Raw genomic sequence first — 24,633 nt, 5'->3', positions numbered from 1 at the left:
TAGGGCAGGTATAGGCCCTTGGCCATGCGATTTGAAACCCCCCTTGTCCCCGCCCGCCTGATCCGCCGCTATAAACGCTTTCTCGCCGATTGCACGTTGGAGGACGGGCGAGAGGTCACGGCCCATTGCGCCAATCCCGGATCAATGATGGGTCTGGCGGAACCGGGTGAGAAAATCTGGCTGGAACCCAATGACGACCCGAAGAAAAAGCTGAAATACGGCTGGCGGCTGGTCGATCATGAGAACGGGCATTTCACCGGGGTCGATACTTCTGTCCCGAACAAGGCATTACGCGCGGCTTTGATGGCGCGGAAAATCCCCGAACTGACAGCCTATGAAACCGTGCGCCCCGAGGTCAAATACGGCGAAAACAGCCGGATCGACTTTCTGCTGACCCAGCCGGGCCTGCCCGATGCTTATGTCGAGGTCAAAAGCGTCACCCTCTCGCGCCAACCCGGTCTGGCCGAATTCCCCGACAGTGTCACCGCACGGGGCACCAAACATCTGGGTGAGTTGGCGATGATGGCGGCGCAGGGACACCGGGCGGTGATGCTGTATCTGGTGCAACGCACCGATTGCGACCGATTTGCGCTGGCTGCGGATATCGACCCGGCCTATGCCGCCGCATACGAAGCCGCAACAGGCGTTGAACGCCTGATTGTCGGCACCCGGATCACACCGGAAGGGGTCTGGGTTGACCCCGCGCAGAGCCTGGCCGCTCCGGCATAGGTGAACCGTTTGACCGCGACCTCGGGGCGTTTGCGCATCCGAGCGTCGGCACATTTCTGCGCCCCATGTCGGCGGCCACAATTCATGAGACTTGATCAGGGATCGGTCGCAAGCTCGGGCCATAGCTCGACATCGAGCGCACCTATGAAGGGGGCAAAATGGTCTCCGACCGTTCGCCAACGTCCAACCGAAGATGTCGTGACCGCTTGCCTGACCTGCAGCTCGCTGGCGGTTCTGACGGCATCTGTCGAGCTTTGCGGTGACAACATCGCCTCTTCGAACGGCAGATCGCAAAGCGCCGCAAGCTCGGAAACAGAGGTCTCCAGGTCGCTGACAAGCGTCTCGTAGCGGATGGTGTGGATGCGCCCCGGTAACAGGTTCTGCCAGTGGTCGATATAGCGGCGATACCGGTTGGCCTCGGCTGCCATCCATTTGAAATCATGCGTGAAATACAATCCACCAGCCCCGAAATGGGCACGCCACATCGACAGGGCAATGTCCCGGGGGTCGCGGGCGACATTCAGGATCAGCGCATCCGGAAAGGCCTGCGCGATGGCCCCGAGATAGGCATAGTTCCCGGGCGCCTTGTCTACAAAAGCCGTCAGACCCGTGCTCAGCTCAGGTAAATGGTCGACGTAGAATTGTGCAAGGGTATCAGCCTTTTTCAAGTCTGACGGGCTGGATTTTCTGGCCCAGTTATCAACGCTTGCAAGTTCGCCCAACCCCTGAACGCCGGAATGCGCGGACAAGATCCGCTCGACCAGCGTTGTGCCAGACCGCGGAAGACCGACCACGAAAATCGGACGTGGTACATCCGGGCGCGGGCCGGGGGCAGCGGCGGGCAGAGGCGCAGCGAGACGCTTATGGAAAGCCTGCGCGCTACGCTCCTCCCATCCTTGGAAGCCCTCACTCAGCAGGCGGTGAGCCTGATCCAGATGCTGCAGCTCGGACGCTTGGTTCTTGTCCTTGCGGGCCAGCGTCGCAGCCGCAAACTGCACCATTGCGTCACCCTGCGGATTTGCCGTGGGCTGTTGCTTGATCAGCAACGAAATCTGCACCTTGAGCGAGGACAGATCATCCGCCGTAAGCCCCGGCAGCGTGGTCATCAATTCGAGCGTTTCACGATCAGAAGGGGTCAGCTTGAAGGCAATGCGCGCGCGCTCCAGCGCCTCGTCCAGTCGCCCGACACCGACCAGCGATCGGGTCAGGCGCAAATGGCCAAAGTGGAACTTCGGGTGTTCTTCGGTCAGGGTGGTGAGCGCGCCAATGGCGTCTTCCCACCGGTGAAGCTCATCCAGGATATCCGCTTTGAGGCAGTGCGCCTCCAGATGGTTGGGTTGCCCCGCGATAACCTCGTCAATCGCGATCAGCGCCTGTTCACCCTGATGTTCGCGCAGCAACGCCATGGCCCGCAGAAACTGCTGTTGTGGCGTCAGAGGTGCCCGCGCCGCGATCTTGTCGATGAACCGCACCGCATCCGCCGAGTCGCCGGCCTGAATCAGGCTCAGCCCGTAGTTCTGAATCAGGTCCGCATTACCGGGGTCCATTCGCCAGGCGCGCTGGAAATAAGTCTGCGCCATTTTCGGGTTTTGCTGCTGAACCGCGCAAAGACCCGCCAACCGGGGAAGCGCCGCCACCTTTGGCCATTTCTTGGCCGCCTTGGTTGCCCGTTTCAAAGCCCGGTCGGGCCGACCTTTCTTGAGCAGGTCGGTTATGCTGGCAATCTCAGCCCGCAGCTGGTCCACTTTCGGCATTTGCCTGCCCTTCCGTCATTTCACATATGTTCTGGTTCACCCTGTGCTAGATCATAGATGCGGGGGGGTCCACATATGATCACGCCCGATGCATCAATCATGTGACGCTGAGACCTCTGGAACTTTCTGCACAAGCATCGTAAATAGAGTGCTGCGCGAGATATTTGGAGCTTGGCGTCGATGAAAGAGCATCGTGGCCGTCTGACCAAAGACGGTATCCGCATCTATGAACAGGGGGACTTTGCCGGGATGCACGCGGCAGGGGCCTTGGCTGCGCGGATTTTGGATGACATCGCAGAGCATGTGTTTGTGGGTCAGACCACAGGCGCAATTGATGGGCTGATCACCCAGATGGTCGAGGACGCAGGCGCGACCTCGGCGACGATCGGCTACAAGGGCTATCAGCACGCCAGCTGCATCAGCGTGAATCATGTGGTCTGCCACGGCATCCCGGGTGAGAAAAAGCTGAAGGATGGCGATATCCTAAATATCGACGTCACCGTCATCGTCGATGGCTGGTTCGGCGACACCTCGCGCATGTATGTGGCCGGGAAACTGCCGCGCAAGGCGGAACGTCTGATCCAGGTGACCCATGACGCGCTGTTCAAGGGCATCGAGATGGTCAAGCCGGGCAATACGTTCGGTGATATCGGCCACGCCATTCAGGCCTATGTCGAGGCGCACCGGATGAGCGTTGTCCGCGATTTCTGCGGCCACGGGCTGGGCCGGGTGTTCCACGCGCCGCCGAATGTTCTGCATTATGGCCGTCCGGGCACCGGCGCGGTTCTGGAAGAGGGCATGTTCTTTACCATCGAGCCGATGGTCAATCTGGGACGCCCCGAAACCAAGACTCTGTCCGATGACTGGACTGCCGTGACCCGCGACAAGTCGCTGTCGGCGCAGTTCGAGCATTCGGTGGGTGTGACCGCAGACGGGGTTGAGATTTTCACCCTGTCACCAGGCGGGAAATACCACCCGACTTATTCGTCCTGATCTTCGGCCTGATCGCGTAACAGCTTCAGCAGCAAGGTTTCATCCCGCCAGGGGATGACCGCGTCGTGGATGAATACCGGCGCGCGCATCGGCTTGGGCGGCGGTCCGGTCGTGGTGTCGCTGTCTGTCGAGAAAGCCCAGAGCGGAGGTGTGATGGCGCGGTCCATGGCGCGACCATAACACGTTTCGCACTCAGAGTCCCAAAAGCCCCGGCACTTGTGACATGTCCGTAAAAACCTCGGCCCCAAGTGCAGCCAACCGCGCGCCGTCATCGTGGGCTGCATAGGCAAGGCAACGCATATTGGCCCGGATGGCTGCGTTGACACCGTTTTCGCTGTCTTCGATGACAACCGGGGATTTGGCATTGAAATGCTGCGCAGCGGTCAGGAACAGCGTCGGATCCGGTTTGCCGGTTCCCAGCACGTGGGCCGAGAAACTGACCTTGCTGAACCGCTCCCACAGCCCGTTCTGACCCAACGTGATTTGCATTTTGTCGGGGCTGCCATTCGAGGCGACACAATATGGAAGGCCCTGCGCATCCAGTTGCGCCAGCAGCTCCGGAATGCCTGTGACCAGCGGCGTACCTGCTCGCAGCGCCTCATAGGTTTCAGCATAGATCTGATCGACCCAGTCATCCGGCAAATCCGCGCCGAGGTTGCGCGCCTTATCACGCACACCGGTCATGGTGCCGCCAACAAACAGGGACATGCATTCGGCGAGAGACAGATGCAGGTCATACCCTGCGAGATTATCGACGATGACCTGATTGGACCGGACTTCGCTATCCACCAGAACGCCGTCGCAATCGAAGATGACCAGATCGTGCATCTCAGCCCCCTATGCGCCACATCAATGAAATATGCGTGTCGCCATATTTCCGCGTATCGTGCAGCGAGAAGCCCTCGGGCGCAGTCATGGGGGCGTTTTCCTCCCACACGATCAGGGCGTCATCGGCCAGCCAGCCGCCTTGCAGGGCTGTGGCCAGCGCCTTTTGGCCCAGAGATTTGCCATAGGGTGGATCGAGGAAGACCAGATCGCAGGCCGTGCCCGGATTTTCACCAAGTCGGGTCGCATCGCGGCGGATCAGCGTGGTCTGGCCTGGGCTTCCGGTCAGGTCGATATTCTTTCGGATCAGACCCTGCGCGACCCGCCCGTCATCGACGAAGGTGACATGGGCCGCACCGCGCGACAATGCTTCCAGCCCCAGCGCTCCGGTTCCTGCAAACAGGTCGAGCACATGCAAACCCTCAAAGTCGATCTGATGGGTCAGGACGTTGAACAGGCTTTCCCGCACCCGGTCGGTGGTGGGGCGCAGATGCGCGCCCGCATCGCCTTTGCCGACCGAAGCAAGCGCCCGGCCCCGGAAATCTCCGGCGATGATCCTCACGCTTTGAGCAACGGTTTCAGGTCCGCATCCGGGTCAGCCACAACCGCCGGATCAGCGGTCTTGCCCGCATCGATCAGGCGTTTGCCAACCATATAGGCGCGTGGGTCGTTCATCGCGTCCACCGCAATCAGCTGATCACCGTTGTAATACCAGAAGGACACCGTCGCGCCTTCACCCTTGCGAGTCACAACGCGGTCGTAGCCCGTGTTCAGCCCGGCGATCTGCAGCTTGACGTCATACTGATCCGACCAGAACCACGGCGTTGCGGTGTAATCCTTAGCCGCGCCCAGCATGTTCTGGGCCACAATCTCAGCCTGATCAATGGCGTTGGGCACGCTTTCCAGACGGATACGACCTTCGCCATGCGGGAACGAGGCGCAATCGCCCGCCGCCCAGATCGACGGATCCGAGGTGCGGCCATGGGCGTCGGTCTTGATGCCATTGTCCAATTCCAGCCCCGCCAGTTCAGCTAGTTGCGTTGACGGCGCAATGCCGACGCCAACCACGACGAAATCCACCTGCAATTCGGTGCCGTCGGTCAGAACGGCACCCGTCACCTTGCCGTTTTCACCAACCAGACGATCCAACCCGACGCCCTCACGAATATCTGCACCGTATTCGCTGTGCAACGCGCGGAAATAGTCGCTGGTCTCTTTCGCGGCGACGCGCTGCAGGATGCGCTCGGCCATCTCGACCAGAGTCACCTTAACCCCGCGCTTGGCGCAAACCGCTGCGGCCTCAAGCCCGATATAACCGCCACCGACGATCAGCGCGCGTGCGCCTTCGGTCACGCGAGGCTCCATCTCGTCGATATGGGCCAGGTCGCGCACCACGTGGACGCCCTGAAGATCGCCCCCGATGGCCGAGGGCAGGCGGCGCGGGTCGGACCCGGTGGTCAGCGCCAGTTCGTCATATGCGATGACTTCATCGCCAACCATTACAGTCTTGGCCCGCGGATCAATCGCCGTGACGCGCTGACCCAGACGCAGGGTGATGTTGTTGTCGGCATAGAAGCTCTCAGGCCGCAGGAACAGGCGTTCCAGTTCCATCTCGCCCAGCAGATACGCCTTGGACAGAGGTGGGCGCTGATAGGGCAGATGCGGCTCGGCTCCGATCAGGGTGATGTCGCCCTCAAATCCGTCCTTGCGCAGCCGTGCTACCAAAGAAGCACCGGCCTGCCCTGCCCCGATCACGACGATATGGCTCATGTTGTGCCCACCCTGCAGAATATCCATGGTCTCTTTCTTTCGACCACCTATATTGCGGCAAAGCCCGACTCTGCAAATCCAAATGACAGGAGCGTAAAAATGATTGCAACAGGTGACATGCTGCCCGAGGCCACGCTGATCCAGATGGGTGCCGAAGGCCCTGAAGAGGTTCGGATTTCAGATAAGACCAAAGGGCGCAAGGTTGTGATCTTTGCTGTACCCGGTGCGTTTACCGGAACCTGCACAACCGCGCACGTACCAAGCTTCATGCGGACCAAAGACCAGTTCGATGCCAAAGGTGTGGAGGAAATCATCTGCATCTCGGTCAACGACCCATTCGTAATGGGCGCCTGGGGAGAAAGCACCGGCGCAACAGCGGCCGGGTTGACCATGCTGGCAGACGCGGCGTCCGAGTTCACCAAGGCCATCGGCATGGATTTCGACGCCCCGCCTGTGGGCCTGATCGCGCGATCAAAACGTTATGCAATGCTGGTTGAGGACGGCAAAGTCGTCGCCCTCAACCTGGAAGAAAGCCCCGGCACTTGCGAAATCTCGGCAGGCGAAGGCCTGCTTGAGGTGATCTGACCCATCAAGGCCTCGGTCCGGCCGGGGCCACATAAAGCGCAATTAACTTGATGCAACGTCCCGATGCGCCAATACTTGGCGCATATAGCTTGGGAGTTGATTGATGCGTTTGAAATTACTCACCCTACTTCTTGCCGGAACGGGCGCGCTTGCCGCCTGCGGCCCGGCCCCCACCCCACAGCAACAGGCAGCCCGGCAGCATGAGATTGCGTGTCTCAGCGGCACGCTGGGCGGCGCGCTGATTGGTGGTGCGATTGGCAATCAGTTCGGCGGCGGGTCGGGCAAAGCCATCCTGACCGCGGCAGGTGCCGCTGCTGGCGGCGTTTCCGGCCAGCGCTATGCATGCTGAGAGGGTCCAAGATGAAACATATATTGATTGTAATCACTGCTCTGACCCTGGCCGGGACTGCAGGGGCTCAGAGCGTCTCGGAACTGAATGAGGCCGAGTTGAAGAACATCGACACCAACCATGACGGCTTCCTGTCGCAGGACGAGTTCAACGCCTTCTCGGACTATGCCTTTCAGGCGATGGACGAAGACAAGAACGGCACTCTGGGTCTGAGTGAAGCCAAACCGTTTCTGGATCTCAAACAGTTTCAGGCGGTTGACCGCGACGGCGACAGCCTTATTTCCAAAGCTGAGTACGCCACGCAAATGCAGCGCGATTTCGAGGCGGCGGATCAGGATGGCAATGGCCGGTTGGACTGACACCCGGCTTTGAAAAAGCGGGAGAGTGTCATGCGTATTTGGGTCGGTATCGGGGCGATGGCGGTTCTGGCGGCCTGTGATGTGCCACAATCTCCGGTTGTCACCGGCCCTGACGGGCAGGCGCGCATCCAGATCAATACCAGCGGTCTGACCTGTTATGAAACGCGCTGTCTGGATATCAATCCGGCGGCCCGCAGCGTCCGGTCAATCGGCAGTCGCACGATCCGCATTCCCGGTAATATCGATGTCACCGATGGCACAGTGACGGTTTCCGAGTTCAGAGAACTCGGCACCGCCGCCTTGCTGGCCGGGGGCACAGGGTCGCAGTCCGACCGGGGCTGAGGCGCTTAGATCAGGCTGTCCATTTTTCGCGCCAGCTTGGCGTCCAGCGCCGAAAGGCCGCCTACGTCGTGGGTGGACAGGGTCACCTCGACCGTGCGGTAGACATTGGACCATTCCGGATGATGGTTCCACTTCTCGGCAAAGATCGCGACCTGGGTCATCCAGCCGAATGCGTGCACGAAATCTTCGAAGATAAACGTCTTGGTGATTGCATCGCGGTCCTCGACCATGGTCCAGCCATTCCTGAACAGCGGGTCCAGCAGCGGGCCGCGGGTCTCGGTAGACAGAAGTTCGGTCATTGCTGTTCCTCCGGGTTCGATTTCCTGAACGGGCCGTAATCCGTCAGAATCTCGATCTCTTCTCCCACTGCGTGGGCCTCGGCGTCCAGATATTTCTGTACGGCATCAGCAAAGCCCGGATCACCGACCCAATGCAAGCTATGCGTGCGGGTTGGCAGATAACCGCGTGCCAACTTGTGCTCGCCCTGCGCCCCGGCTTCGACCCGGGCCAGCCCTTCAGCAATGGCGAAGTCGATCGCCCTATAATAGCACAGTTCGAAATGCAGGCAGGGGTGATGCTCGACACATCCCCAATAGCGGCCATAGAGCGTTTCCCGTCCGATGAAGTTCAACGCGCCGGCGACGGGGTAGCCATTGCGTTCAGCCAGCACCAAGGCCATATCGTCGGCCATGGTTTCCTGAGCGATATCAAAGAATTGCCGTGTCAGATACGGCGCACCCCACTTGCGGGCTCCGGTATCCTGATAAAACCGCCAGAACGCGTCCCAATGCTCGGGGCGCAGATCACCCCCTGAGATCGTGCGAATCTGGCCCCCAAAATCGCAGGCCTGCGCACGTTCCTTGCGGATATTCTTGCGCTTGCGCGACGACAGCGCGGCCAGAAACCCGTCGAAATCCGCATAATTGTCATTGAGCCAGTGAAACTGCTGCGAATGCCGGACCATGAGGCCCATTTGTTCACCGGCCAGAGCCTCTGCCTCGGTACAGAAGGTGGCATGCAGGGAAGAGACGCGGTTTTCGGCGGCCAGCTGCACCGCCCCCTGCACCAGCGCCGACATGCCGATGGCGTCATAACCGGGCCGGACCAGAAAGCGTCGGCCCGTTGCGGGCGTGAACGGCACGGCGATCTGCAGTTTCGGGTAATACTGCCCGCCCGCGCTCTCATAGGCATGGGCCCAGCTATGATCGAAGATATATTCGCCCTGAGAATGCGATTTTGCGTACATAGGCGCTGCGCCAATCAACATCCCATCCAGATAGGCGGTCAGGAATTGCGGCTGCCAGCCCGAGCCGCGCCCGATCGAGCCGCTTTCTTCCAGGGCCAAAAGAAACCGGTGCGTGGTGAACGGATCAAGGGGTCGCCCCCCCTCGGCCGTCTCGGGGCAGGCGCAACTGTCCCAGTCGCTCGCGGCAATCTGCGAGAGCGATGTCATAACCCGAACCTCGATCTGTGCCTGATCCATGTGCCCTCCGCGCCTAGATCTTTATCTGTGACGGACGGGTCGCGGTTCAACCCGGATGCGCGGCCAAATATCCCTCGAAGGTCACATTATCGGCAACCTTGCGGGTCTCTGCCTCTTGATCGTGCGAGCGGACGGTCCAGCACAGGATCGGCACGCCCTGCGCCTTGATCTCAGCGACACGGGGGCGGTTCAGGTCGTCGGCTTCATGGCTGATGAAACTGGCCTTGACCCGGTCGAAATCCGGGATCGTGCGCAGATGATCACAGACCTTGGCGGGCAGCAGCTCGACCTTCGGGTCATAGGAACAGGTGACGATGCCGCGTGGCAATTCGGGCGCAATCTGCGCCAGCTCGGCGACCGAGTTGGGGTTGAACGACATCAGCGCCACTGGGCCGTCGTAGCCTTCCATCGCGCGCACCGCATCCGTTTCGAGCGCGCCTATATTCGTGCCCATCGCACCATCCTGATCTTTGAGCTCAATCAGCAGGGGCACGCGGCCTGCGACCAGATCAAGCACTTCGTCCAAGGTCGGAATGCCTTCGCCATCCGAGTGCAGCAGAGGCAGAGCCTGCGCCCGCGCGGCGGTGATCTGCTGAATCGGGCCGGACTGGCCGGTCAGGCGTTTCAGGTCGTAATCATGAAACACCATCGCGCGACCATCCGAGGTCAACTGCAGATCAATCTCGATCCCGTATCCGGCCTCAATCGCTGCACGAATCGCGGCCCGGCTGTTTTCGGGCCGCTGATCCGAAACATCGTGCAACGCCCGATGCGCGATCGGGCGTCGCAGGAATTCCGAGGGCAGAGGTGGGGTCATTGAACCTCGAAGATGCCTTCGATTTCGACCGCTACGCCAAGCGGCAGCGAAGCCGCGCTGACAGCGGAACGCGAGTGGCGGCCCGCCTCTCCCAACGCCTCGACCAGGAAATCAGAGGCACCGTTGATGACCTGCGGCTGCGCGGTGAAATCGGCGGTGGAGTTCACGAAACCGGTCAGCTTGATCACACGCACCAGTTTGTCGATATTCCCGCCGCAGGCCGCCTTGACCTGAGCCAGCAGGTTGATGGCGCAGACCTTGGCGGCAGCTGCGCCCGCTTCGACATCCATGTCATCGCCCAGCTTGCCGGTGATCAGACCCTCATTTTTCGAGATCTGACCCGAGATATAGACAATGTTGCCGATCCGCACGAAAGGCACGTAATTGGCTGCCGGGGCGGGTGCGTCAGGCAGGGTGATGCCAAGGCTGTCCAGTTTTGCTGCGATGCTCATGAATTGGGTCTCCAAGATTTTGACTCGGGCGGACGCTAACCGGGAAACGCATCTTCGGAAAGCGGGAAAGCGGCTTTTTTCCGATTGCCCGCGATCTGGGCACCTCTCCACTTATTCAGGATGTGTTGATATCGTGTCACTTTACCCCGACCTATCGGCTGGGGTAAACGCGAGTTGTTGTTTCAAATTCCCTGCGAAAGGTCTATGTGAGACCAATTGCACCACCGAGACCGCAAAGGCCGTATTGATTGAAGGCCCGGCAGCACCACCGGGCAATTTTTGGAGTAACGAAGACCGTGCCGAGCCCTATTCGCCTGAAGCACCTGATCATTCTGGCCGTCCTGACGGCTTTGTCCGCCTGCGCATCGCAGCCACAGGACGCCGCCGCCCGGGGTGAGATTTTCGACCCTTACGAAAACGCCAACCGCGGCATTCACAAGTTCAACCTGGGCGTGGACCGGTTCCTGTTTCGCCCGGCCTCGAAAGGGTATGTGAAGATCGTGCCCGACCCGATGGTCACAAGCTTCAGCACCTTTGCCGAGAATATTTCCCTTCCGGGTCAAGCAGTTGACTATCTTCTGCAGGGCAACCCCAAACAGATGGGCAACGCTTTGCTGCGATTTGTGATCAACATGACCGTGGGCGGATTTGGCCTGTCGGCCCCGGCGGATGAGCTGAACCTGCCACCCGTCGATACCGATTTCGGCGAGACGCTGCATGTCTGGGGCTTCGGCGAGGGTGCCTATGTCGAACTGCCCTTCTACGGCCCGTCTACCACCCGCGATGCGGTGGGTGTGATTGTGAATCTGTTCTCGAACCCGATCAATTTCAGCCCCACCCGCCCGGCGGACAATCTGGGCGTCTATGCCGAGGTCGTGCGGCGCATGGGGGATCGTGGACGTTTCTCGGATACGGTCGACTCGATTCTCTATGAAAGTGCAGACAGTTACGCGCAGGCCCGCACAATCTATCTTCAAAATCGTCGTTTTGAACTGGCACGAGACGATGAGGACGCCTATCTCGGGCTGTATGACGATCCCTATGCAAACACCGGGACCGACCCTGTCAGGGACCCCTTCCTAGACCCCTACGAGGACCCCTATGCCGAATAATCTGATGAACCGACGCCAGTTTGTCGCCACTGCCCTGACCGGGCTGACGGTGATGACCCTGCCCCTGCCCGCCTTTGCGCTGACCGAAGCGGGCGCCACACAACTGGTCAATTCGGTGGTCGCCGACATCAACCGGGTGATCGCCTCGGGCAAATCCGAAAACGCCATGTTGCGCGATTTCGAGAAGATCTTTGTTCAGTATGGCGATGTGCCAATCATGGCGCGCTATGCGCTGGGTGTCGAAGCCCGCAGCGCCTCGCCCGCCCAGCTGCGCCAGTTCACCCGCGCGTTTCAGGGCTATATCTCGCGCAAATACGGCCGCCGGTTCCGCGAATTCATCGGCGGAGAGGTCACCGTTCGCAACGCCCGCAAGATCAAGGCAGGCTACGAGGTGCGCACCTCGGTCAAGCTGCGCGGCTCTTCTCCGTTTGAGGTAACCTTCCTGGTGTCGGACAAGTCCGGCAGCGGCAAGTTCTTCAACATGTTCATCGAAGGCGTGAACCTGCTACTGACCGAACGCACCGAGATCGGAGCCATGTTGGACGCGCGCGGCGGTGATTTGAATCGTCTGATCAAGGATTTGAACAAGACCAGCTGATAAGCGTAGCTATTCTGCGCAGGCCGCCGCCCGACCCGTTCGTGCGGCGGCTTTCATGTTCAGGCAGCGGGTTTGCGCGCGATCTGGCTGACATAGGACATGTAGCCGAAAAAACGGCTCGCATCGACGCGCGCCTTTGCTTCGGACTTCAACGCCTGCGCTGTTTCAGGTTGTAGCAACCCGGTTTCCGCCATGCGGTCTGCGCCGCGGTCAATGACCGTCAGAAAATATGTCGCTTCGCCTTCCGCCACATAGCCATGCCCTCGGCGGCGGCCCAGTTCAAACCCGGCTTGCGTCAGCAACCCACCGATCTGGCGCATGATCCAAAGACTGGTCACGTTCTGATTGATCATGAAGCGGACAAGCTGATCCAGCGGATCATAATCGGCGATCTGGGCAGTTGCAGTGTCATAATCCCCATCGCAAATCGCAAATATGCCGCCGGGCTTCAAAATGCGAAATGCTTCCGAAATGACATCCTCGGGGCCAGGCACGTGGCACAGCAAAGTGTGCGCCAGAACAAGGTCTACTGAATTGTCCTCAAGGCCAGTTGCTTTGGCGTCGCCAGTTTCAAAAACAAGGCGGCTTTCGCTGGAAAAGCTGTTCCGCGCACGCTCCACCATAACCGGCGAAGGTTCGAGCCCAAGCGCGCGCTCAACTCCCGGCACCAACAGCAGTTCATGCGTGACGTGGCCAGTTCCGGAGCCCAGCTCGACCGCAAAACCGCCAGCTGGGACACACAGATCGCTCAGATAAGTGCCTCTGATCTCTTTTTGCGCAGGTTCGAGACACCGGGCCTCCATCGCCTCGGCGATACGTTCCTGAACAGAGATATCTTGCGCTGCCAGATCGGAATAGGGGTCGGACATTGTGCGCCTCCCTTGGTGAGCGCACACCCTAGCATGATCCCTCTCTTACAGCCAGAATCTGTCATTCAGGCGTGGCCCGCAGCAATCACGCTGCGGACCTGCCCGTTCTCAGTTCAATCGCTCGCCCGTTTCTTTGGCGAAGTACGAAACCTTGCTCATGTCGAACGCGAGGTTCAGCATATGCCCGGCCTGAGCGCTGGTTTCGGCGTGCAGGCGCGCGGTGACCTGTTTGCCTCCCAGCTCCGAGACCACATAGGTATCCGCACCCGCAGGTTCGACCATATCGACCATGCAGGCCGCCTCTTGCACGCCCGCCCCGGCGCGGAAGCCGGCCTCTGCGATGTCCTCAGGACGCAGGCCGAGGATGACGTCTTGCGGCAGGGACAGTTCGCGCGCGTCGTTGAGCACCAGTGTCTCACCCGATGGGCACGCAATGGCGATTTGCGTCCCCGCGCCGGTATTCGATGCTTGCGCCGGGATCAGGTTCATCGCGGGCGAGCCCATGAAATCGGCCACAAACAGGTTGGCCGGGTTGTTGTAGATCTCGGCCGGGGTGCCGATCTGCTGCACGACACCGCCTTTCAGAACCACAATCTTGGTCGCCAGTGTCATCGCCTCGATCTGGTCGTGGGTGACGTAAACGATGGAGGCATCCAGCGTCTGGTGCAGTTTCTTGATCTCGGTCCGCATCTCGACCCGCAGCTTGGCGTCGAGGTTCGAAAGCGGCTCATCGAACAGGAACAGCTTGGGGTCACGCACCAGCGCCCGGCCCATGGCCACCCGCTGACGCTGCCCGCCCGAAAGCTGGCTGGGGCGGCGGTTGAGCAGCGGCTCGATCTGCAGCAGCGAGGCAACCTCTTTGAGCTTGGCCTCCTGCGTGGCCTGATCGACCCCGCGCACCTTCATACCGAAGGTGATGTTCTTGGCCACGGTCATCGTCGGGTAGAGCGCATAGGACTGGAACACCATCGCAATGTCGCGGTCCTTGGGGCTGACATGGGTCATGTCGTTGCCGCCGATGGAGAGCGTCCCGCCGGTGATCTCCTCCAGCCCTGCGATACAGTTCAGCAGGGTGGATTTACCGCAGCCCGAGGGGCCGACCAGCACCAGGAAATCGCCCGGATCGATCGAGATGTTGATGTCCTTCAGAATCTCGGTCGCGCCGTAGTTCTTGTAGAGTTTGTTGATATCAAGGATGGGAGCCATGGGTCTTATCCCTTCACTGAGCCAGCGGTCAGGCCGCGGATGAAATACTTACCGGCTACGACATAGACGAGCAGCGTCGGCAGCCCCGCGATGATCGCGGCAGCCATGTCGACGTTGTACTCTTTGACGCCGGTGGTGGAGTTTACGATATTGTTGAGCGCCACGGTCACGGGCTGTGTGCCCGCCTGGCTGAACGACACGCCGAACAGGAAGTCATTCCAGATCTGCGTGAACTGCCAGATCACGGTCACCACGATGATCGGCAGCGACAGAGGCAGGAAGATCGACCAGAAAATCCGCAGGAAGCCTGCGCCATCAACCCGGGCGGCCTTGGTCAGCTCAGCCGGAATGGTGACATAGTAGTTGCGGAAGAACAGCGTGGTGAAACCCAGCCCGTAGATCACGTGGACAAAGATCAGGCCCGGAATGGTCCCGGCGATCCCCATCATGCCCAGCAGGCGCGCCATCGGCAGCAGGACCACCTGGAACGGGATGAAGCAGCCGAACAGCATCAGCGAGAAGATGATATTGGCCCCTTTGAACCGCCACTGCGCCACGACATAACCATTCAGCGCGCCCAGCAGGGTCGAGATCGCCACCGCAGGCACCGCGATCAGGACCGAGTTCCAGAAATAGGGCCGCAAGCCCTCACACTGGATACCGGTACAAGCGCCAGACCAGGCGGTCTTCCAGGCATCAAAGCTGACCTCGCGGGGCAGTGAGATCAGGCTGCCGGTGCGGATTTCCTCAAGACTTTTCAACGATGTGGTCAACATCACGAACAGCGGCATCAGGTAATACAGCGCGAACAGGCCCAGCAGGACATAAAGCAACCAACGCAGGGCAATCTTACCAGTGGCGCTTTGGGTGCGGGTTTCGGTTTGGGGCATCGACAGATCAGTCATTTTTCGCCCTCAGCTCTGAGTAAAGATAGGGAACCACGATGGCAAAGACGACCAGCATCATGATCATCGCGGACGACGCCGCCTGACCGATATCGCCGCGCGAAAACGCCATGGCGTACATGTAGGTGGCGGGCAGGTCAGTTGCGTAGCCGGGACCGCCGCCGGTCAGGGCGATGACAAGGTCGAAGCTTTTGATCGCGAGGTGCGCCAGCACGATGAAGGCGGACAGGAAGATTGGGGCCATCGAGGGGATGATGATCGCCGTATAGATGCGCCATGTGGGGATACCATCGACCTGCGCGGCCTTGATAATCTCACCATCCACCGACCGAAGGCCAGCGAGGAAAAGCGCCATCACGAAGCCCGAGCTTTGCCAGATCGCGGCCATCACGATGGTGTAGATGGCGTAATCGGGGTTCACCAGCCAGTCGAACTCGAAGTTTGTAAAGCCCCAGCCCTGCACCATGGATTCAATGCCCAGACCCGGATTCAGGATCCACTTCCACGCGGTGCCGGTGACGATCATCGACAGCGCCATGGGGTAGAGGTAGATCGTGCGGATCGCCCCTTCGACGCGAATCTTTTGATCCAGCAAGATGGCCAGCAGCAGACCCAGCACCATCGCGATCACGATGAACAACGCGCCAAAGATATACAGATTGTTGATTGCCGTATCCCAGCGCGGGGACTCGAACAGGCGTTCGTATTGGATGAAGCCCTTGATCTCGTATTTCGGCAGTAGTTTCGATCGGGTTAGCGACACCCATGCGGTCCATCCGATAAAGCCGTAGACAAAGATCAACACGGCGATGAACGACGGTGCCAGCACCACCTTGGGCAGGTGGTTTTCCAGCCATTCGGACATTTTTTCCTCCGGGGAAAGGTGCTCTGCCCCTCACTATAGGGGGCAGAGCGATTTGGATCAGTAGCTGTTGGCCACTGCGGCCGCCAGTTGCTGAACCGCGTCAGCCGACGACATATCCGAGTTGAAATGCGCGGTCACAACATCCGTAATCGCACCGGACTGCGACCCGCGCAGCGCCATGCCATGGGCATAGGACGGCAGCAGCGAACCCGCGTCCGAGGTCGAACCCATATCTTCGGCCGACAGGTTGGCGCAGATGTCGAAGTCATCCAGCGCCACGTCGGTGCGTGCGGGGATCGAGCCCTTGTTCAGGTTGAACACTTTCTGGAAGTTCGGCGCAACGATCAGCTTGGCCAGCAGGTCCTGACCGGCTTTCTTGTCGTCTCCGTCCACGTCGAACATGGCAAAACTGTCAACGTTATACAGATAGCCGTCACCGGGGGTCGAGGCACACAGGAAGTCCTCACCCGGCTTCTTGCCAGCCGCCAGGAATTCACCCTTGGCCCAGTCACCCATGATCTGGAACGCCGCTTCGCCGTTCATGACCATGGCGGTTGCAAGGTTCCAGTCGCGGCCCGAGAAGTTTTCGTCCACATATCCGCGCATGGTGCGCATCTGGTCAAAGACCTGAACCATGGTGTCCGAGGTCAGCGCGTCGGGGTCCAGATCAACCAGTGCTTTCTGGAAGAACTCAGGCCCACCAATGCCCAGAACCACGGTTTCGAACACGGTCGCGTCCTGCCATGCCTGACCACCATGAGCCAGCGGGATCACCCCAGCGGCCTGCAGCTTGTCAGCGGCGGCGTTGAATTCATCCCATGTGGTCGGCATTTCGATGCCATTGGCGGCCAGAACATCGGCATTGGCCCAGATCCAGTCGACGCGATGTACGTTTACCGGAGCGGCGCACCATGTGCCCTCACACTGCATGTGACCGGCAATCGAGGCGGGCAGCACATCTGCCCAGCCCTCGGCCTCGGCCACTGACGAGATGTCGGCCAGAACGCCCTCTTCATACCATTCCTGAATGGCAGGGCCTTTCAGCTGAACAGCGGTCGGCGCGTTACCGGCCAGAACCCGTGCGCGTAGCGCGGTCATCGCTGCATCACCGCCGCCGCCAGCAACCGGCATATCGGTCCATGTCCCGCCGTTCGAGGCGAACTCTTCCTGCAATACGGCGACCGACTTGGCCTCGCCACCCGACGTCCACCAATGCAGAACTTCGGCCTGCGGCTCGGCCACAACGGACGACGCGGCCGCAACGGCCAGTGTCGAAACGGTGGCAAATGCAAAACGTTTCATTTTGTGTCTCCTCCCTAGAGAACTTTGTAACTGCGAAAAGCAGCGATGCTCGATATAGCGCTAACGGATTGGAACCTGGCAACGCGGAATCCGTGCTAAAACTCAGCCATGATCCAGATTTTCACCGCTTTTGTTACAGCGTGTTACGTTGACATTGAATCTGTTTCCGTTCGTTACAATGCATGATGTCGGAGGAGCAGAAATTGGGAGGAGAAACCGCGTGAGCATTCCGCGACTTTTGGTGGTGGATGACGACCCTGAGATGCGGTCGATGATGACCCAGTTCCTGCAACAGAACGGGTTCATCGCCCTGCCCGCCAGTTCGGAAAACGAAATCCGGTCGCATCTGGCTGCGGGTCGGATCGACCTGATCTTGCTGGATGTGATGTTGGGCGATGAGAACGGAGTCGAAATCTGCGCCCGCCTGAGGGCTGAGCAGGATGTGCCGATCATTCTGGTTTCAGCCCTGTCAGCAGATCATCAGCGGATGGCGGGGTATGAGGTCGGGGCCGATGATTATATCGCCAAACCGTTCAACCCGCAGCTGCTGCTGGCCCGCGTCCGCGCGGTGATGCAGCGTGCCCGGCGTACTCCGTCACTGGTGTATCGCCGCCGGACCAAAAGCTTTCGGTTCAACGGCTGGCTTTATGATGGAAAACGGGACGAGGTGCACTCGCCCGAAGGGTTTCAGGTCGCGCTTTCGCAACGGGAATCCGCACTTTTGAAGGTGCTGCTGGCCAACCCGCATATCCCCCTGACCCGGGATGAGATCGCTGCCGCGCTGGATGTCACAGGCGAAACAGACAAGCCCGAGGCGCAGGGCCGCGCCATCGATATGCTGGTCGGACGGTTACGCTCGAAGATCGAGGCGAACCCGAAGGATCCGCAGATGCTGCGAACCGAACGGGGCGTTGGGTATGTTTTTGCCGCCGAAGTTTTGGTGGATGAAAGCGCATGACCCTGCGCCTGCGCAGTCTCGGTTGGATTTGGACCTTGTCGGCTTTTGCCGCCGGGCTGATCTCGGCAGGGCTGTGGTTTGCGTCTGCCCAGGCCTGGAACCGCTACTTGACCCAATCCTTTGTGGCAGGGTTCGCCGCTTACGAAGAGCTTCGTACGGGTGTGGCCCCGCCCCCCGGGCTGAAGATCACACCGCTGGACGTTGAAGAGACCGAACTGGCCGAACGTGGCGAATTTCAGCAACTGCCCGCTGCCGCTGGCCGCCGCTTTATCACTAATCTGTCCATCCTGACCGACAGCTCCGCCCCGCTGAGCGGGCGCGAACTCACGCTGGCGGTGATGTCGGATCGGCTGATCTATCCGGTGTCGGATATCGTTTCGGGCAGCGATCAGACAGGGCCCGAAAAGATGGGCAACCTGACCCGCCTGCTGGCCACTTACTGCAGCGAACCCATACTCATTGCCCAGTTTGGACGGGGGCCGTGGCAGCAGGTCGACGGAACCGAGATCTGGGGCTGCGGGGCAGCGCCCACAGATCTGCGGCTGCCTGCCATTCTGTTTGGTATCGTGGCGCTTGGGGTGCTGCTGACCTCGGTCGGGAACGTCTCGGACAGTTTCACGCGTTTTGCCCAGGCCCTGCGCGACCGGAAACGCCGTGGGGGGCCGCAGAGCTATGATGCGGATGGGCCGGATGAACTGCGTGATATCGTTGCCGCTGTAAACGATCATCTCGACGCCGAGCGCGCGCAGCTTGAAAAGCGCGCCATTGTGCTGTCGGGTGTCAGTCACGATCTGGGCACACCCGCCACACGCGTGCGCCTGCGCGCGGCACTGATCCCGGATGTGGAACTGCGCGAAAAGCTCGAAGCCGACGTGGATCAAATGACGGGAATGATCGAAAGCGTCCTGACCTATACGCGGTCCGAGCTGAGCGTTGAAGAACCGCGCCAGCTCTCTCTGACTTCGCTGGTTGAGGCTTTGGTGGCCGATTATCAGGACATGAACCTGCCGGTCACGCTCAAAACCGTTGATCCGGTCGCGCTGGAAGGGGCGCCATCTGTGTTCATGTCGCGCCGGGGCTTTGGTTCCTTGCCTGAGACACGGCGGATTCTGGTGACGGGGCGGCCAATCTCGCTGAAACGAGCACTGACCAATCTGATCGACAACGCCTTGAAATACGGACGTCGTGCCGAGGTTACGCTGGAAACCGATGCACAAACCGCCACGATCATCGTCGAAGACAAAGGAGCCGATTTGTCCGTCGCCGATATCGAGGCGCTGTTGGCCCCCTTTCAACGCGGCTCGAACACGGGGTCATCGGACGGGTTCGGGCTGGGCCTGACCATTGCCAGCACCGTGGCCGAGCAGCATGGAGGCACGCTCAGCTTTGAAGCCGGGGATCACGGGCTGCGCGCACGACTTCAGATCACCCGACACTGACATCAAGGTAAATAACTGCGCACCAGAGCACTGGCGATCAGGGCCCAGCCATCTGCAATCACAAAAAAAGCCAGTTTGAATGGGAGCGAAACCGTCGCGGGTGGCACCATCATCATCCCCATCGACATCAGAACCGCCGCAACCACCAGATCGATGATCAGGAAGGGCAGGAAAATCAGAAATCCGATTTGAAATGCCCTCGCGATCTCCGATAACATGAATGAAGGCATCAGAACCGAGAGCGGCGCTTCAGGTGACAATTGCATCGTAGCACCTTCGGGACGCAAAGCGGCCATGGCCTGAAACGTCTCTGCATCAAGGCGTGCTGCCATGAAACTGCGAAACGGGATCAACGCACGCTCAAGCGCCGGTTCGACATCCAGCGTTTCGTTCACCATGGGCTGGATTCCGGTGGTCCAGGCTTCGGTGAAAACCGGTTCCATGATGAAATAGGTCAAAAACAATGCGAGGCTGACGATCAGCATATTGGGCGGCGATTGCTGCAACCCGATCCCTTGCCGCAGGATCGCCAGCACAGTGATCAGAAACGGAAAACAGGTGATCATGATCGCGAGTCCCGGCGCGAGGCTCAGCACCGTGATCAACAGGATCAACTGGATGGTTCGGGCAGAAATCGACCCGCCCTCCCCCAGTGACAGGGAAAGTTCCTGCGCACCGGCCACCGTAGGCAAAAGCAGAACCACCAGCCAGATGGACAGGCGCATTACCCGATCCCGTTCTGCAGATCCGAAATCTCGGTCAACCGCACAGCCAATTGCCCGGCCTGTTCGCCCTCCATCTCTTCCAGTAGCCCGCGCGCGACCAGTTGGTCCCCGACATAGAGATCCACCGGATCTTCGATCCGTTTGTCCAGCGTCAGCACTGCATTTTCACCCATATTCAGCAAATCCCGGATCAACGGACGCGCGCGACCGACCGAGACTGTCACTTCGATCGGCACCGCCTCGAACGGGTTGGCTTTTTCGGTTTTTGCGGGGTGGGGATCACTCATTTGACAAAGCCTCTTTTGCTTCAAACAGATATGCATCGAACGCCTCGGCAATGGCCTCAAGCATGGCGCTGCAGTCTAGCTGCTGCCGGGCGATGCCCACTTGCAGATAGGCCTGGCCGGGTTCCAGAGCGGGGTCTTCGATAACTTGCGGTGCTGGGGTCAGATCCTGTGGCAATGCCGCTTCGATCTGGGCCAAGGTTCCGTCGGGCACGCGCAGCAGTATCGGCTGCCCGATCTGCTCCCGCGCCATTCCGGACAGTTGTTCGGCAAGGCGCGGAGCGAAACCCTGCTTGATCGTCTCGGGCAAAACGGTTTCGACAAGGCTTTGAAACATCGGCTCCAGTGAAAGCGTCATGCGTGTCAGCGCCTCGTGATAGGTGAAGGACAGATCAGACAGGGTGGAGGCCAGATCGGCACTCAACTGATCGCGACCCCGTTCCTGCGCCTGAACAGCATCTTCCCATCCCGCGCCATAGCCTTTTTCGAATGCGGCAAGCCGCTGTTCTTCGAGCGCTTCTTCATCCAGCAGATGCACCGCACCACCACCGGCTTGCAGGGTGAAATCCTCAAGAAGATGGGCAATCGACATCACACCTTCTCCTCGCTTTCCTCAAGCCAGCTGCGCAGGATCTCGACCGTTTCTTCCTGCTTGTCGCCGATCATCGCGCGCAGCCGGTCAACCGGGTCTTCAGTCGGACCGTTGGCAATGGCGGGAACACGCGATTGCACCGGATCGGCAAGAGGTGCAAATTCCTGCGTGTTTCCGTCGGCGATTTCTCCGGTGAGGTAAGATGCCGGGTCAGCCTCGGAGGTCGAAGTCGCGGGCAATAGCGCCGCCGCAGTTGCAGGTTTCGTCAGGATAGGCCGGATGACGAACAGACCTAGGACAAGCGAAACCAACGCCAGAACCGCCATCTGGATCAGCGACATCGCGTCCAGATGGATCTTCTGCCAGACTGAAGCCGACACCAGCGTGCCTTGCGGTTCAACAACCGGCAAATCGAGCGATTTCAACGTAATCACATCGCCGCGTTCGGGATCGAAACCCACGGCCGAGGCCACCAGTTCCTCCAGCGCGTCCAGTTCGGCCTGCGGCATCGGCACAAATATCTCTGCGCCATCGGTGCCGACCTCGCGCGCGCCGTTGACCAGAACGGCAACGGTCAGACGTTTTATCGCTCCCGGTGCGCGATGCACCTCAAGCTCGGTCTCGGACACTTCGTAATTCACGCGCTCGCGGGTCTGGGTTGCGTTCGAATTCGATTTGTCACCGCCGCCGCCATCGCCGTCCGGCAGGTTCGACGCGACGGTCACATCTGCGGATTGGTTGCGGGCACTGTCCGAGCGTTCTTCGATATCCGTGCTGATCGCAACGCGACCTTTCGGATCAAAGCGACGCTCCCGGATCGATTCGGTTTCGGTCACCGTATCCACGCTGATCTCGACCACCGCATTGCCCGCACCCACACGGGCCTCAACCAGCCGCATGACCCGGTCGCGCAGCTCACGCGCCTTGTCATCTGCGGTATCAGCGGCAACAGCCGTTTCCTGCGCCCCGATCACGGCCCCGTTTGAATCGATCACCGTGACGTTCTCGGGCATCAGACCGCTGACTGCCGAGGCCACCAGAAACCGGATCGCCTTGGCCTGATCGCCGGTGATCTGCGCACCAGACGGCACCAGATAGACCGAGGCGGTCGGCTCGACACTGCGCTGAAACGGATTGGTCGAGCCGTTGGCAATATGTACGCGCGCCTGACTGACATGCGGGCTGCCGACGATGGTGCGGGCCAGCTCACCCTCTTTTGCACGCCAATAGGCGGCGTCGAACATCTGCGACGTGGTGCCGAACCCGCTGAGGGAATCCAGCAGCTCATAGCCGCGATTGCCGTTCGCAGGCAGGCCTTCACTGGCCAGAGTCATGCGCAGCTCATCCCGCTGCGAACCTGGTACGTAAATCGAACCGCCACGGATCTCATATGCAACGCCACGCTGATCCAGCGTGCGTATAATATCCCCCGCGGCCCCGCTTTCGAGCCCCGCATAAAGCAGGGTCATCGACGGAGCAGTCACGATCCGCGACATCGCCAGCACGCCCAGAAACACCAGCGCAACGGCGCCGGCCACGATGATTTGTTTGCGCCTGTCCAAACTTGCCCAGACAGTTCCGATCTGCTGCACGCTCACCTCCGACTCACCGACATTCTGTTCGGCTCAGCCCCTGTTTGGACGATTGCCCTTAACAATCGGTTAGTCCCTGACGGGTTATGACACTGACCGAACGGATGGATGAGGACGGAATGACCGACGCAGCTGTAGATGAGGCGGAAGCCCCTAAGAAGTCAGGGAAAAAGGGTTTGGTGCTTGGGATGATTCTGACCGTCGCGGGCGGGGCCGGAGGGTATTTCTCAACCGCGTCCGGCCTGCTGCCCATCGGTGGTGACGAGAAGGCGAAACAGGTGGAAATGAAAGACATTGACGCATCGGTGAAGGCATTGCCTGACGTTGCATTCGTCGATCTTCCACCGGTGATCGTTTCGGTCAATGCAGGCGATTCGCGGCATCTGAAATTTCACGCTCAGCTTGAGGTGAACGCAGACTACGCCGCTGACGTGGAAAAGATGCAGCCTCGAATCATGGATGTGCTGAACGGCTATCTGCGGGCGGTGGAGTTGTCCGATCTCGAGGATTCTCTGGCTCTGATGCGCATCCGGGGCCACCTGCTGCGGCGCATCGGGATCGTCACCGGCGAAGGCCGGGTGCGGGACGTTCTGGTGATGGAATTTGTGTTGAACTAGGAGGCGAAGTTGGAGCTGATTGCCGATATTCTGTTGGTCGCAGGTGCGATTGGGGCCGGGCTGTACTGCTTTGTCCTTTCGCGGCGGCTGAGGCGTTTTACCGATCTGGAAAAAGGCGTGGGCGGTGCCGTTTCGGTGCTGTCGACACAGGCCGATGAGCTGCGGAAATCTCTGGATACAGCCCGAGAAGCATCGGATGAATCGGGCGTCGCGCTACGGGATCTGACCGAGCGGGCTGAAACCGTGGCAAAGCGACTCGAATTGATGATGGCCTCGATGCATGACGTCGCGCCGGAAAGCCCCGTGGAAGCTGAAAACCCCGCGACAGAGCCCTCGGTCGAAAGCCATGATGCGCCTGAGCAGCCTGAAGAACACGCAGAGGCGCATTCAGAGGACAGCGATCCGAAGCTCGAAGCGTTAGAGGAGCCCATCAAGAAACCGGAAGGGTTGATGTTCTTCCGGCACGCCCGTGTGCAGGATGGGGCCGGATCATGAGGCGACGCCCGGCAAAACCGGTTGATCGGCGGGGGCGTAGCGGTGTTCTAACCGTGATCTCGTTGCTGATGATTGGGTCCGCCATCATCCGTATTGGGCTGGAGGCCGGGCCTGCGCTGGCCCGCGGCAACGAACCTGCGCCAAACCCACAGGAAAAGACCACCAATACCGACCCGGACGCCGCGGATTTACAGCTAATTTTGACAGAATTGCTGCGCCGCGAGGATGAACTGAACCGGCGCGAAGCTGCCATCAAAGATCGCGAATACGCACTGAAAATCGCGGATCAGGCCATCGAAACCCGGCTGACGCTTCTGGAGGAGGCTGAAGACTCCCTTCGTGAAACGGTGACGTTTGCCGAGAAAGCCGCCGAGAATGACCTGACCCAGCTGACCGATGTGTATCAGAGCATGAAACCCAAGGATGCGGCTGCTCTGTTCGAAACCATGGACGCCGTTTTTGCCGCGGGGTTCTTGTCGCGCATGCCACCCGATGCCGCCGCGAATGTGATGGCCGGACTCAGCCCGGAAACCGCCTATACGATCAGCGTGGTCATGGCCGGTCGCAATGCACGCGCCCCGCAGGAGTAGCCCTCATGCCCACGACACCCCTTAAC

Annotated in this window: 31 protein-coding genes; 13 read left to right on the top strand and 18 right to left on the bottom strand. The window is 60.0% G+C overall.

The window, feature by feature from the left end:
- Positions 1–24: 24 nt before the first annotated feature.
- Complete coding sequence (sfsA, locus tag ACR0NF_RS17490) at positions 25–729, top strand: DNA/RNA nuclease SfsA (protein ID WP_480778680.1); 705 nt, start codon at positions 25–27, stop codon at positions 727–729.
- 95 nt (positions 730–824) lie between these two features.
- On the opposite strand, the gene ACR0NF_RS17485 is transcribed toward sfsA, so the two are convergent.
- Positions 825–2,483, bottom strand: coding sequence for a tetratricopeptide repeat-containing sulfotransferase family protein (locus tag ACR0NF_RS17485; protein ID WP_480778679.1), 1,659 nt, complete (start codon positions 2,481–2,483; stop codon positions 825–827).
- Between the two features lie 180 nt (positions 2,484–2,663).
- On the opposite strand from ACR0NF_RS17485, the gene map reads away from it, so the two are divergent.
- On the top strand, positions 2,664–3,476 hold the full coding sequence (gene map / locus ACR0NF_RS17480; RefSeq protein ID WP_480471580.1) for a type I methionyl aminopeptidase: 813 nt from the start codon (positions 2,664–2,666) through the stop codon (positions 3,474–3,476).
- Here the strand turns inward: map and ACR0NF_RS17475 are convergent.
- Genes ACR0NF_RS17475 through ACR0NF_RS17460 form a run of 4 tightly spaced genes read right to left on the bottom strand, consistent with a single transcriptional unit; the run spans position 3,464 to position 6,071 of the window.
- Positions 3,464–3,643 carry a hypothetical protein gene (locus ACR0NF_RS17475; protein ID WP_480778678.1) on the bottom strand — a complete coding sequence of 60 codons (180 nt, stop codon included), beginning with the start codon at positions 3,641–3,643 and terminating at the stop codon, positions 3,464–3,466. The two genes, map and ACR0NF_RS17475, sit on opposite strands and share 13 nt — an antisense overlap.
- 25 nt (positions 3,644–3,668) lie before the next feature.
- A complete protein-coding gene (locus ACR0NF_RS17470; protein WP_480659937.1) occupies positions 3,669–4,304 on the bottom strand; it encodes an HAD family hydrolase in 636 nt (211 codons plus the stop codon).
- Position 4,305: 1 nt separating this feature from the next.
- Entirely contained in the window at positions 4,306–4,863 is a 558-nt protein-coding gene (rsmD, locus tag ACR0NF_RS17465; RefSeq protein WP_480659938.1) for a 16S rRNA (guanine(966)-N(2))-methyltransferase RsmD, read from the bottom strand.
- The gene (locus ACR0NF_RS17460; RefSeq protein ID WP_480778707.1) at positions 4,860–6,071 is read right to left on the bottom strand and encodes an NAD(P)/FAD-dependent oxidoreductase; all 1,212 of its coding nucleotides are present in this window, start codon (positions 6,069–6,071) and stop codon (positions 4,860–4,862) included. Before ACR0NF_RS17460 ends, rsmD begins: the two co-directional genes overlap by 4 nt.
- A 99-nt stretch (positions 6,072–6,170) precedes the next feature.
- Between ACR0NF_RS17460 and ACR0NF_RS17455 the strand changes: the two genes are divergently transcribed.
- From ACR0NF_RS17455 to ACR0NF_RS17440, 4 genes are all read left to right on the top strand, one after another.
- On the top strand, positions 6,171–6,656 hold the full coding sequence (locus ACR0NF_RS17455) for a redoxin family protein (protein ID WP_480471576.1): 486 nt from the start codon (positions 6,171–6,173) through the stop codon (positions 6,654–6,656).
- Between the two features lie 103 nt (positions 6,657–6,759).
- Positions 6,760–7,005 carry a glycine zipper 2TM domain-containing protein gene (locus tag ACR0NF_RS17450; RefSeq protein WP_480471575.1) on the top strand — a complete coding sequence of 82 codons (246 nt, stop codon included), beginning with the start codon at positions 6,760–6,762 and terminating at the stop codon, positions 7,003–7,005.
- Between the two features lie 11 nt (positions 7,006–7,016).
- Positions 7,017–7,364: an EF-hand domain-containing protein gene (locus ACR0NF_RS17445; RefSeq protein ID WP_480778677.1), complete on the top strand. Its 348-nt coding sequence runs from the start codon at positions 7,017–7,019 to the stop codon at positions 7,362–7,364.
- A gap of 30 nt (positions 7,365–7,394) precedes the next feature.
- Positions 7,395–7,706, top strand: coding sequence for a hypothetical protein (locus ACR0NF_RS17440; RefSeq protein WP_480471573.1), 312 nt, complete (start codon positions 7,395–7,397; stop codon positions 7,704–7,706).
- Positions 7,707–7,711: 5 nt separating this feature from the next.
- On the opposite strand, the gene ACR0NF_RS17435 is transcribed toward ACR0NF_RS17440, so the two are convergent.
- From ACR0NF_RS17435 to ACR0NF_RS17420, 4 genes are read right to left on the bottom strand one after another with little or no spacing between them, the layout of a single operon-like run.
- Complete coding sequence (locus tag ACR0NF_RS17435) at positions 7,712–8,005, bottom strand: 4a-hydroxytetrahydrobiopterin dehydratase (protein WP_480471572.1); 294 nt, start codon at positions 8,003–8,005, stop codon at positions 7,712–7,714.
- Positions 8,002–9,189, bottom strand: coding sequence for a GNAT family N-acetyltransferase (locus ACR0NF_RS17430; protein ID WP_480778676.1), 1,188 nt, complete (start codon positions 9,187–9,189; stop codon positions 8,002–8,004). The genes ACR0NF_RS17435 and ACR0NF_RS17430 overlap by 4 nt, the downstream gene beginning before the upstream one ends.
- A gap of 46 nt (positions 9,190–9,235) precedes the next feature.
- On the bottom strand, positions 9,236–10,006 hold the full coding sequence (locus ACR0NF_RS17425; RefSeq protein WP_480659942.1) for a glycerophosphodiester phosphodiesterase family protein: 771 nt from the start codon (positions 10,004–10,006) through the stop codon (positions 9,236–9,238).
- Positions 10,003–10,458: a RidA family protein gene (locus ACR0NF_RS17420; protein ID WP_480659943.1), complete on the bottom strand. Its 456-nt coding sequence runs from the start codon at positions 10,456–10,458 to the stop codon at positions 10,003–10,005. The genes ACR0NF_RS17425 and ACR0NF_RS17420 overlap by 4 nt, the downstream gene beginning before the upstream one ends.
- A 296-nt stretch (positions 10,459–10,754) precedes the next feature.
- Here ACR0NF_RS17420 and ACR0NF_RS17415 point away from each other — a divergent pair, with 296 nt between their 5' ends.
- Together ACR0NF_RS17415 and ACR0NF_RS17410 are read left to right on the top strand one after the other, a co-directional pair.
- Entirely contained in the window at positions 10,755–11,570 is an 816-nt protein-coding gene (locus ACR0NF_RS17415) for an MlaA family lipoprotein (RefSeq protein ID WP_480471568.1), read from the top strand.
- Positions 11,560–12,168 carry an MlaC/ttg2D family ABC transporter substrate-binding protein gene (locus ACR0NF_RS17410; protein ID WP_480471567.1) on the top strand — a complete coding sequence of 203 codons (609 nt, stop codon included), beginning with the start codon at positions 11,560–11,562 and terminating at the stop codon, positions 12,166–12,168. The genes ACR0NF_RS17415 and ACR0NF_RS17410 overlap by 11 nt, the downstream gene beginning before the upstream one ends.
- A gap of 59 nt (positions 12,169–12,227) precedes the next feature.
- Here the strand turns inward: ACR0NF_RS17410 and ACR0NF_RS17405 are convergent, their stop codons facing one another.
- The 5 genes from ACR0NF_RS17405 to ACR0NF_RS17385 all read right to left on the bottom strand — a co-directional run bounded on the left by ACR0NF_RS17405 (position 12,228) and on the right by ACR0NF_RS17385 (position 17,315).
- Positions 12,228–13,037 (bottom strand): methyltransferase domain-containing protein, encoded by an 810-nt coding sequence (locus ACR0NF_RS17405; RefSeq protein WP_480471566.1) that lies wholly within the window; start codon positions 13,035–13,037, stop codon positions 12,228–12,230.
- Positions 13,038–13,145: 108 nt separating this feature from the next.
- On the bottom strand, positions 13,146–14,243 hold the full coding sequence (locus ACR0NF_RS17400; protein ID WP_480471565.1) for an ABC transporter ATP-binding protein: 1,098 nt from the start codon (positions 14,241–14,243) through the stop codon (positions 13,146–13,148).
- Positions 14,244–14,248: 5 nt separating this feature from the next.
- Positions 14,249–15,148: a carbohydrate ABC transporter permease gene (locus tag ACR0NF_RS17395; protein ID WP_480471564.1), complete on the bottom strand. Its 900-nt coding sequence runs from the start codon at positions 15,146–15,148 to the stop codon at positions 14,249–14,251.
- The gene (locus ACR0NF_RS17390) at positions 15,141–16,013 is read right to left on the bottom strand and encodes a carbohydrate ABC transporter permease (RefSeq protein WP_170684314.1); all 873 of its coding nucleotides are present in this window, start codon (positions 16,011–16,013) and stop codon (positions 15,141–15,143) included. The genes ACR0NF_RS17395 and ACR0NF_RS17390 overlap by 8 nt, the downstream gene beginning before the upstream one ends.
- A gap of 57 nt (positions 16,014–16,070) precedes the next feature.
- Positions 16,071–17,315 carry an ABC transporter substrate-binding protein gene (locus ACR0NF_RS17385; protein WP_480471562.1) on the bottom strand — a complete coding sequence of 415 codons (1,245 nt, stop codon included), beginning with the start codon at positions 17,313–17,315 and terminating at the stop codon, positions 16,071–16,073.
- Positions 17,316–17,535: 220 nt separating this feature from the next.
- On the opposite strand from ACR0NF_RS17385, the gene ACR0NF_RS17380 reads away from it, so the two are divergent.
- On the top strand, positions 17,536–18,273 hold the full coding sequence (locus ACR0NF_RS17380; protein WP_480659948.1) for a response regulator transcription factor: 738 nt from the start codon (positions 17,536–17,538) through the stop codon (positions 18,271–18,273).
- Positions 18,270–19,712 (top strand): sensor histidine kinase, encoded by a 1,443-nt coding sequence (locus tag ACR0NF_RS17375; RefSeq protein WP_480778675.1) that lies wholly within the window; start codon positions 18,270–18,272, stop codon positions 19,710–19,712. The genes ACR0NF_RS17380 and ACR0NF_RS17375 overlap by 4 nt, the downstream gene beginning before the upstream one ends.
- A gap of 2 nt (positions 19,713–19,714) precedes the next feature.
- On the opposite strand, the gene fliP is transcribed toward ACR0NF_RS17375, so the two are convergent.
- Genes fliP through fliF form a run of 4 tightly spaced genes read right to left on the bottom strand, consistent with a single transcriptional unit; the run spans position 19,715 to position 22,905 of the window.
- Positions 19,715–20,437 carry a flagellar type III secretion system pore protein FliP gene (gene fliP, locus ACR0NF_RS17370; protein ID WP_480659950.1) on the bottom strand — a complete coding sequence of 241 codons (723 nt, stop codon included), beginning with the start codon at positions 20,435–20,437 and terminating at the stop codon, positions 19,715–19,717.
- Complete coding sequence (locus ACR0NF_RS17365) at positions 20,437–20,724, bottom strand: FliM/FliN family flagellar motor switch protein (protein ID WP_480471558.1); 288 nt, start codon at positions 20,722–20,724, stop codon at positions 20,437–20,439. The genes fliP and ACR0NF_RS17365 overlap by 1 nt, the downstream gene beginning before the upstream one ends.
- Positions 20,717–21,313, bottom strand: coding sequence for a FliH/SctL family protein (locus ACR0NF_RS17360; protein WP_480471557.1), 597 nt, complete (start codon positions 21,311–21,313; stop codon positions 20,717–20,719). The genes ACR0NF_RS17365 and ACR0NF_RS17360 overlap by 8 nt, the downstream gene beginning before the upstream one ends.
- Positions 21,313–22,905: a flagellar basal-body MS-ring/collar protein FliF gene (fliF, locus tag ACR0NF_RS17355; RefSeq protein ID WP_480778674.1), complete on the bottom strand. Its 1,593-nt coding sequence runs from the start codon at positions 22,903–22,905 to the stop codon at positions 21,313–21,315. Before fliF ends, ACR0NF_RS17360 begins: the two co-directional genes overlap by 1 nt.
- A gap of 86 nt (positions 22,906–22,991) precedes the next feature.
- Here fliF and ACR0NF_RS17350 point away from each other — a divergent pair, with 86 nt between their 5' ends.
- The 3 genes from ACR0NF_RS17350 to ACR0NF_RS17340 are packed head-to-tail and all read left to right on the top strand — an operon-like array spanning position 22,992 to position 24,607.
- Positions 22,992–23,522, top strand: a complete 531-nt coding sequence (locus ACR0NF_RS17350) for a flagellar basal body-associated FliL family protein (RefSeq protein ID WP_480667980.1) — start codon at positions 22,992–22,994, stop codon at positions 23,520–23,522.
- Between the two features lie 9 nt (positions 23,523–23,531).
- The gene (locus ACR0NF_RS17345) at positions 23,532–24,017 is read left to right on the top strand and encodes a hypothetical protein (protein ID WP_480471555.1); all 486 of its coding nucleotides are present in this window, start codon (positions 23,532–23,534) and stop codon (positions 24,015–24,017) included.
- Positions 24,014–24,607: a MotE family protein gene (locus ACR0NF_RS17340; RefSeq protein ID WP_480471554.1), complete on the top strand. Its 594-nt coding sequence runs from the start codon at positions 24,014–24,016 to the stop codon at positions 24,605–24,607. The genes ACR0NF_RS17345 and ACR0NF_RS17340 overlap by 4 nt, the downstream gene beginning before the upstream one ends.
- The last annotated feature ends 26 nt before the right edge of the window (positions 24,608–24,633 follow it).

Source organism: Ruegeria sp. CF4 (genome assembly GCF_056537345.1).
Note: the sequence above shows the minus strand (reverse complement) of the source record. Positions and strands in the feature narration are given on the sequence as shown.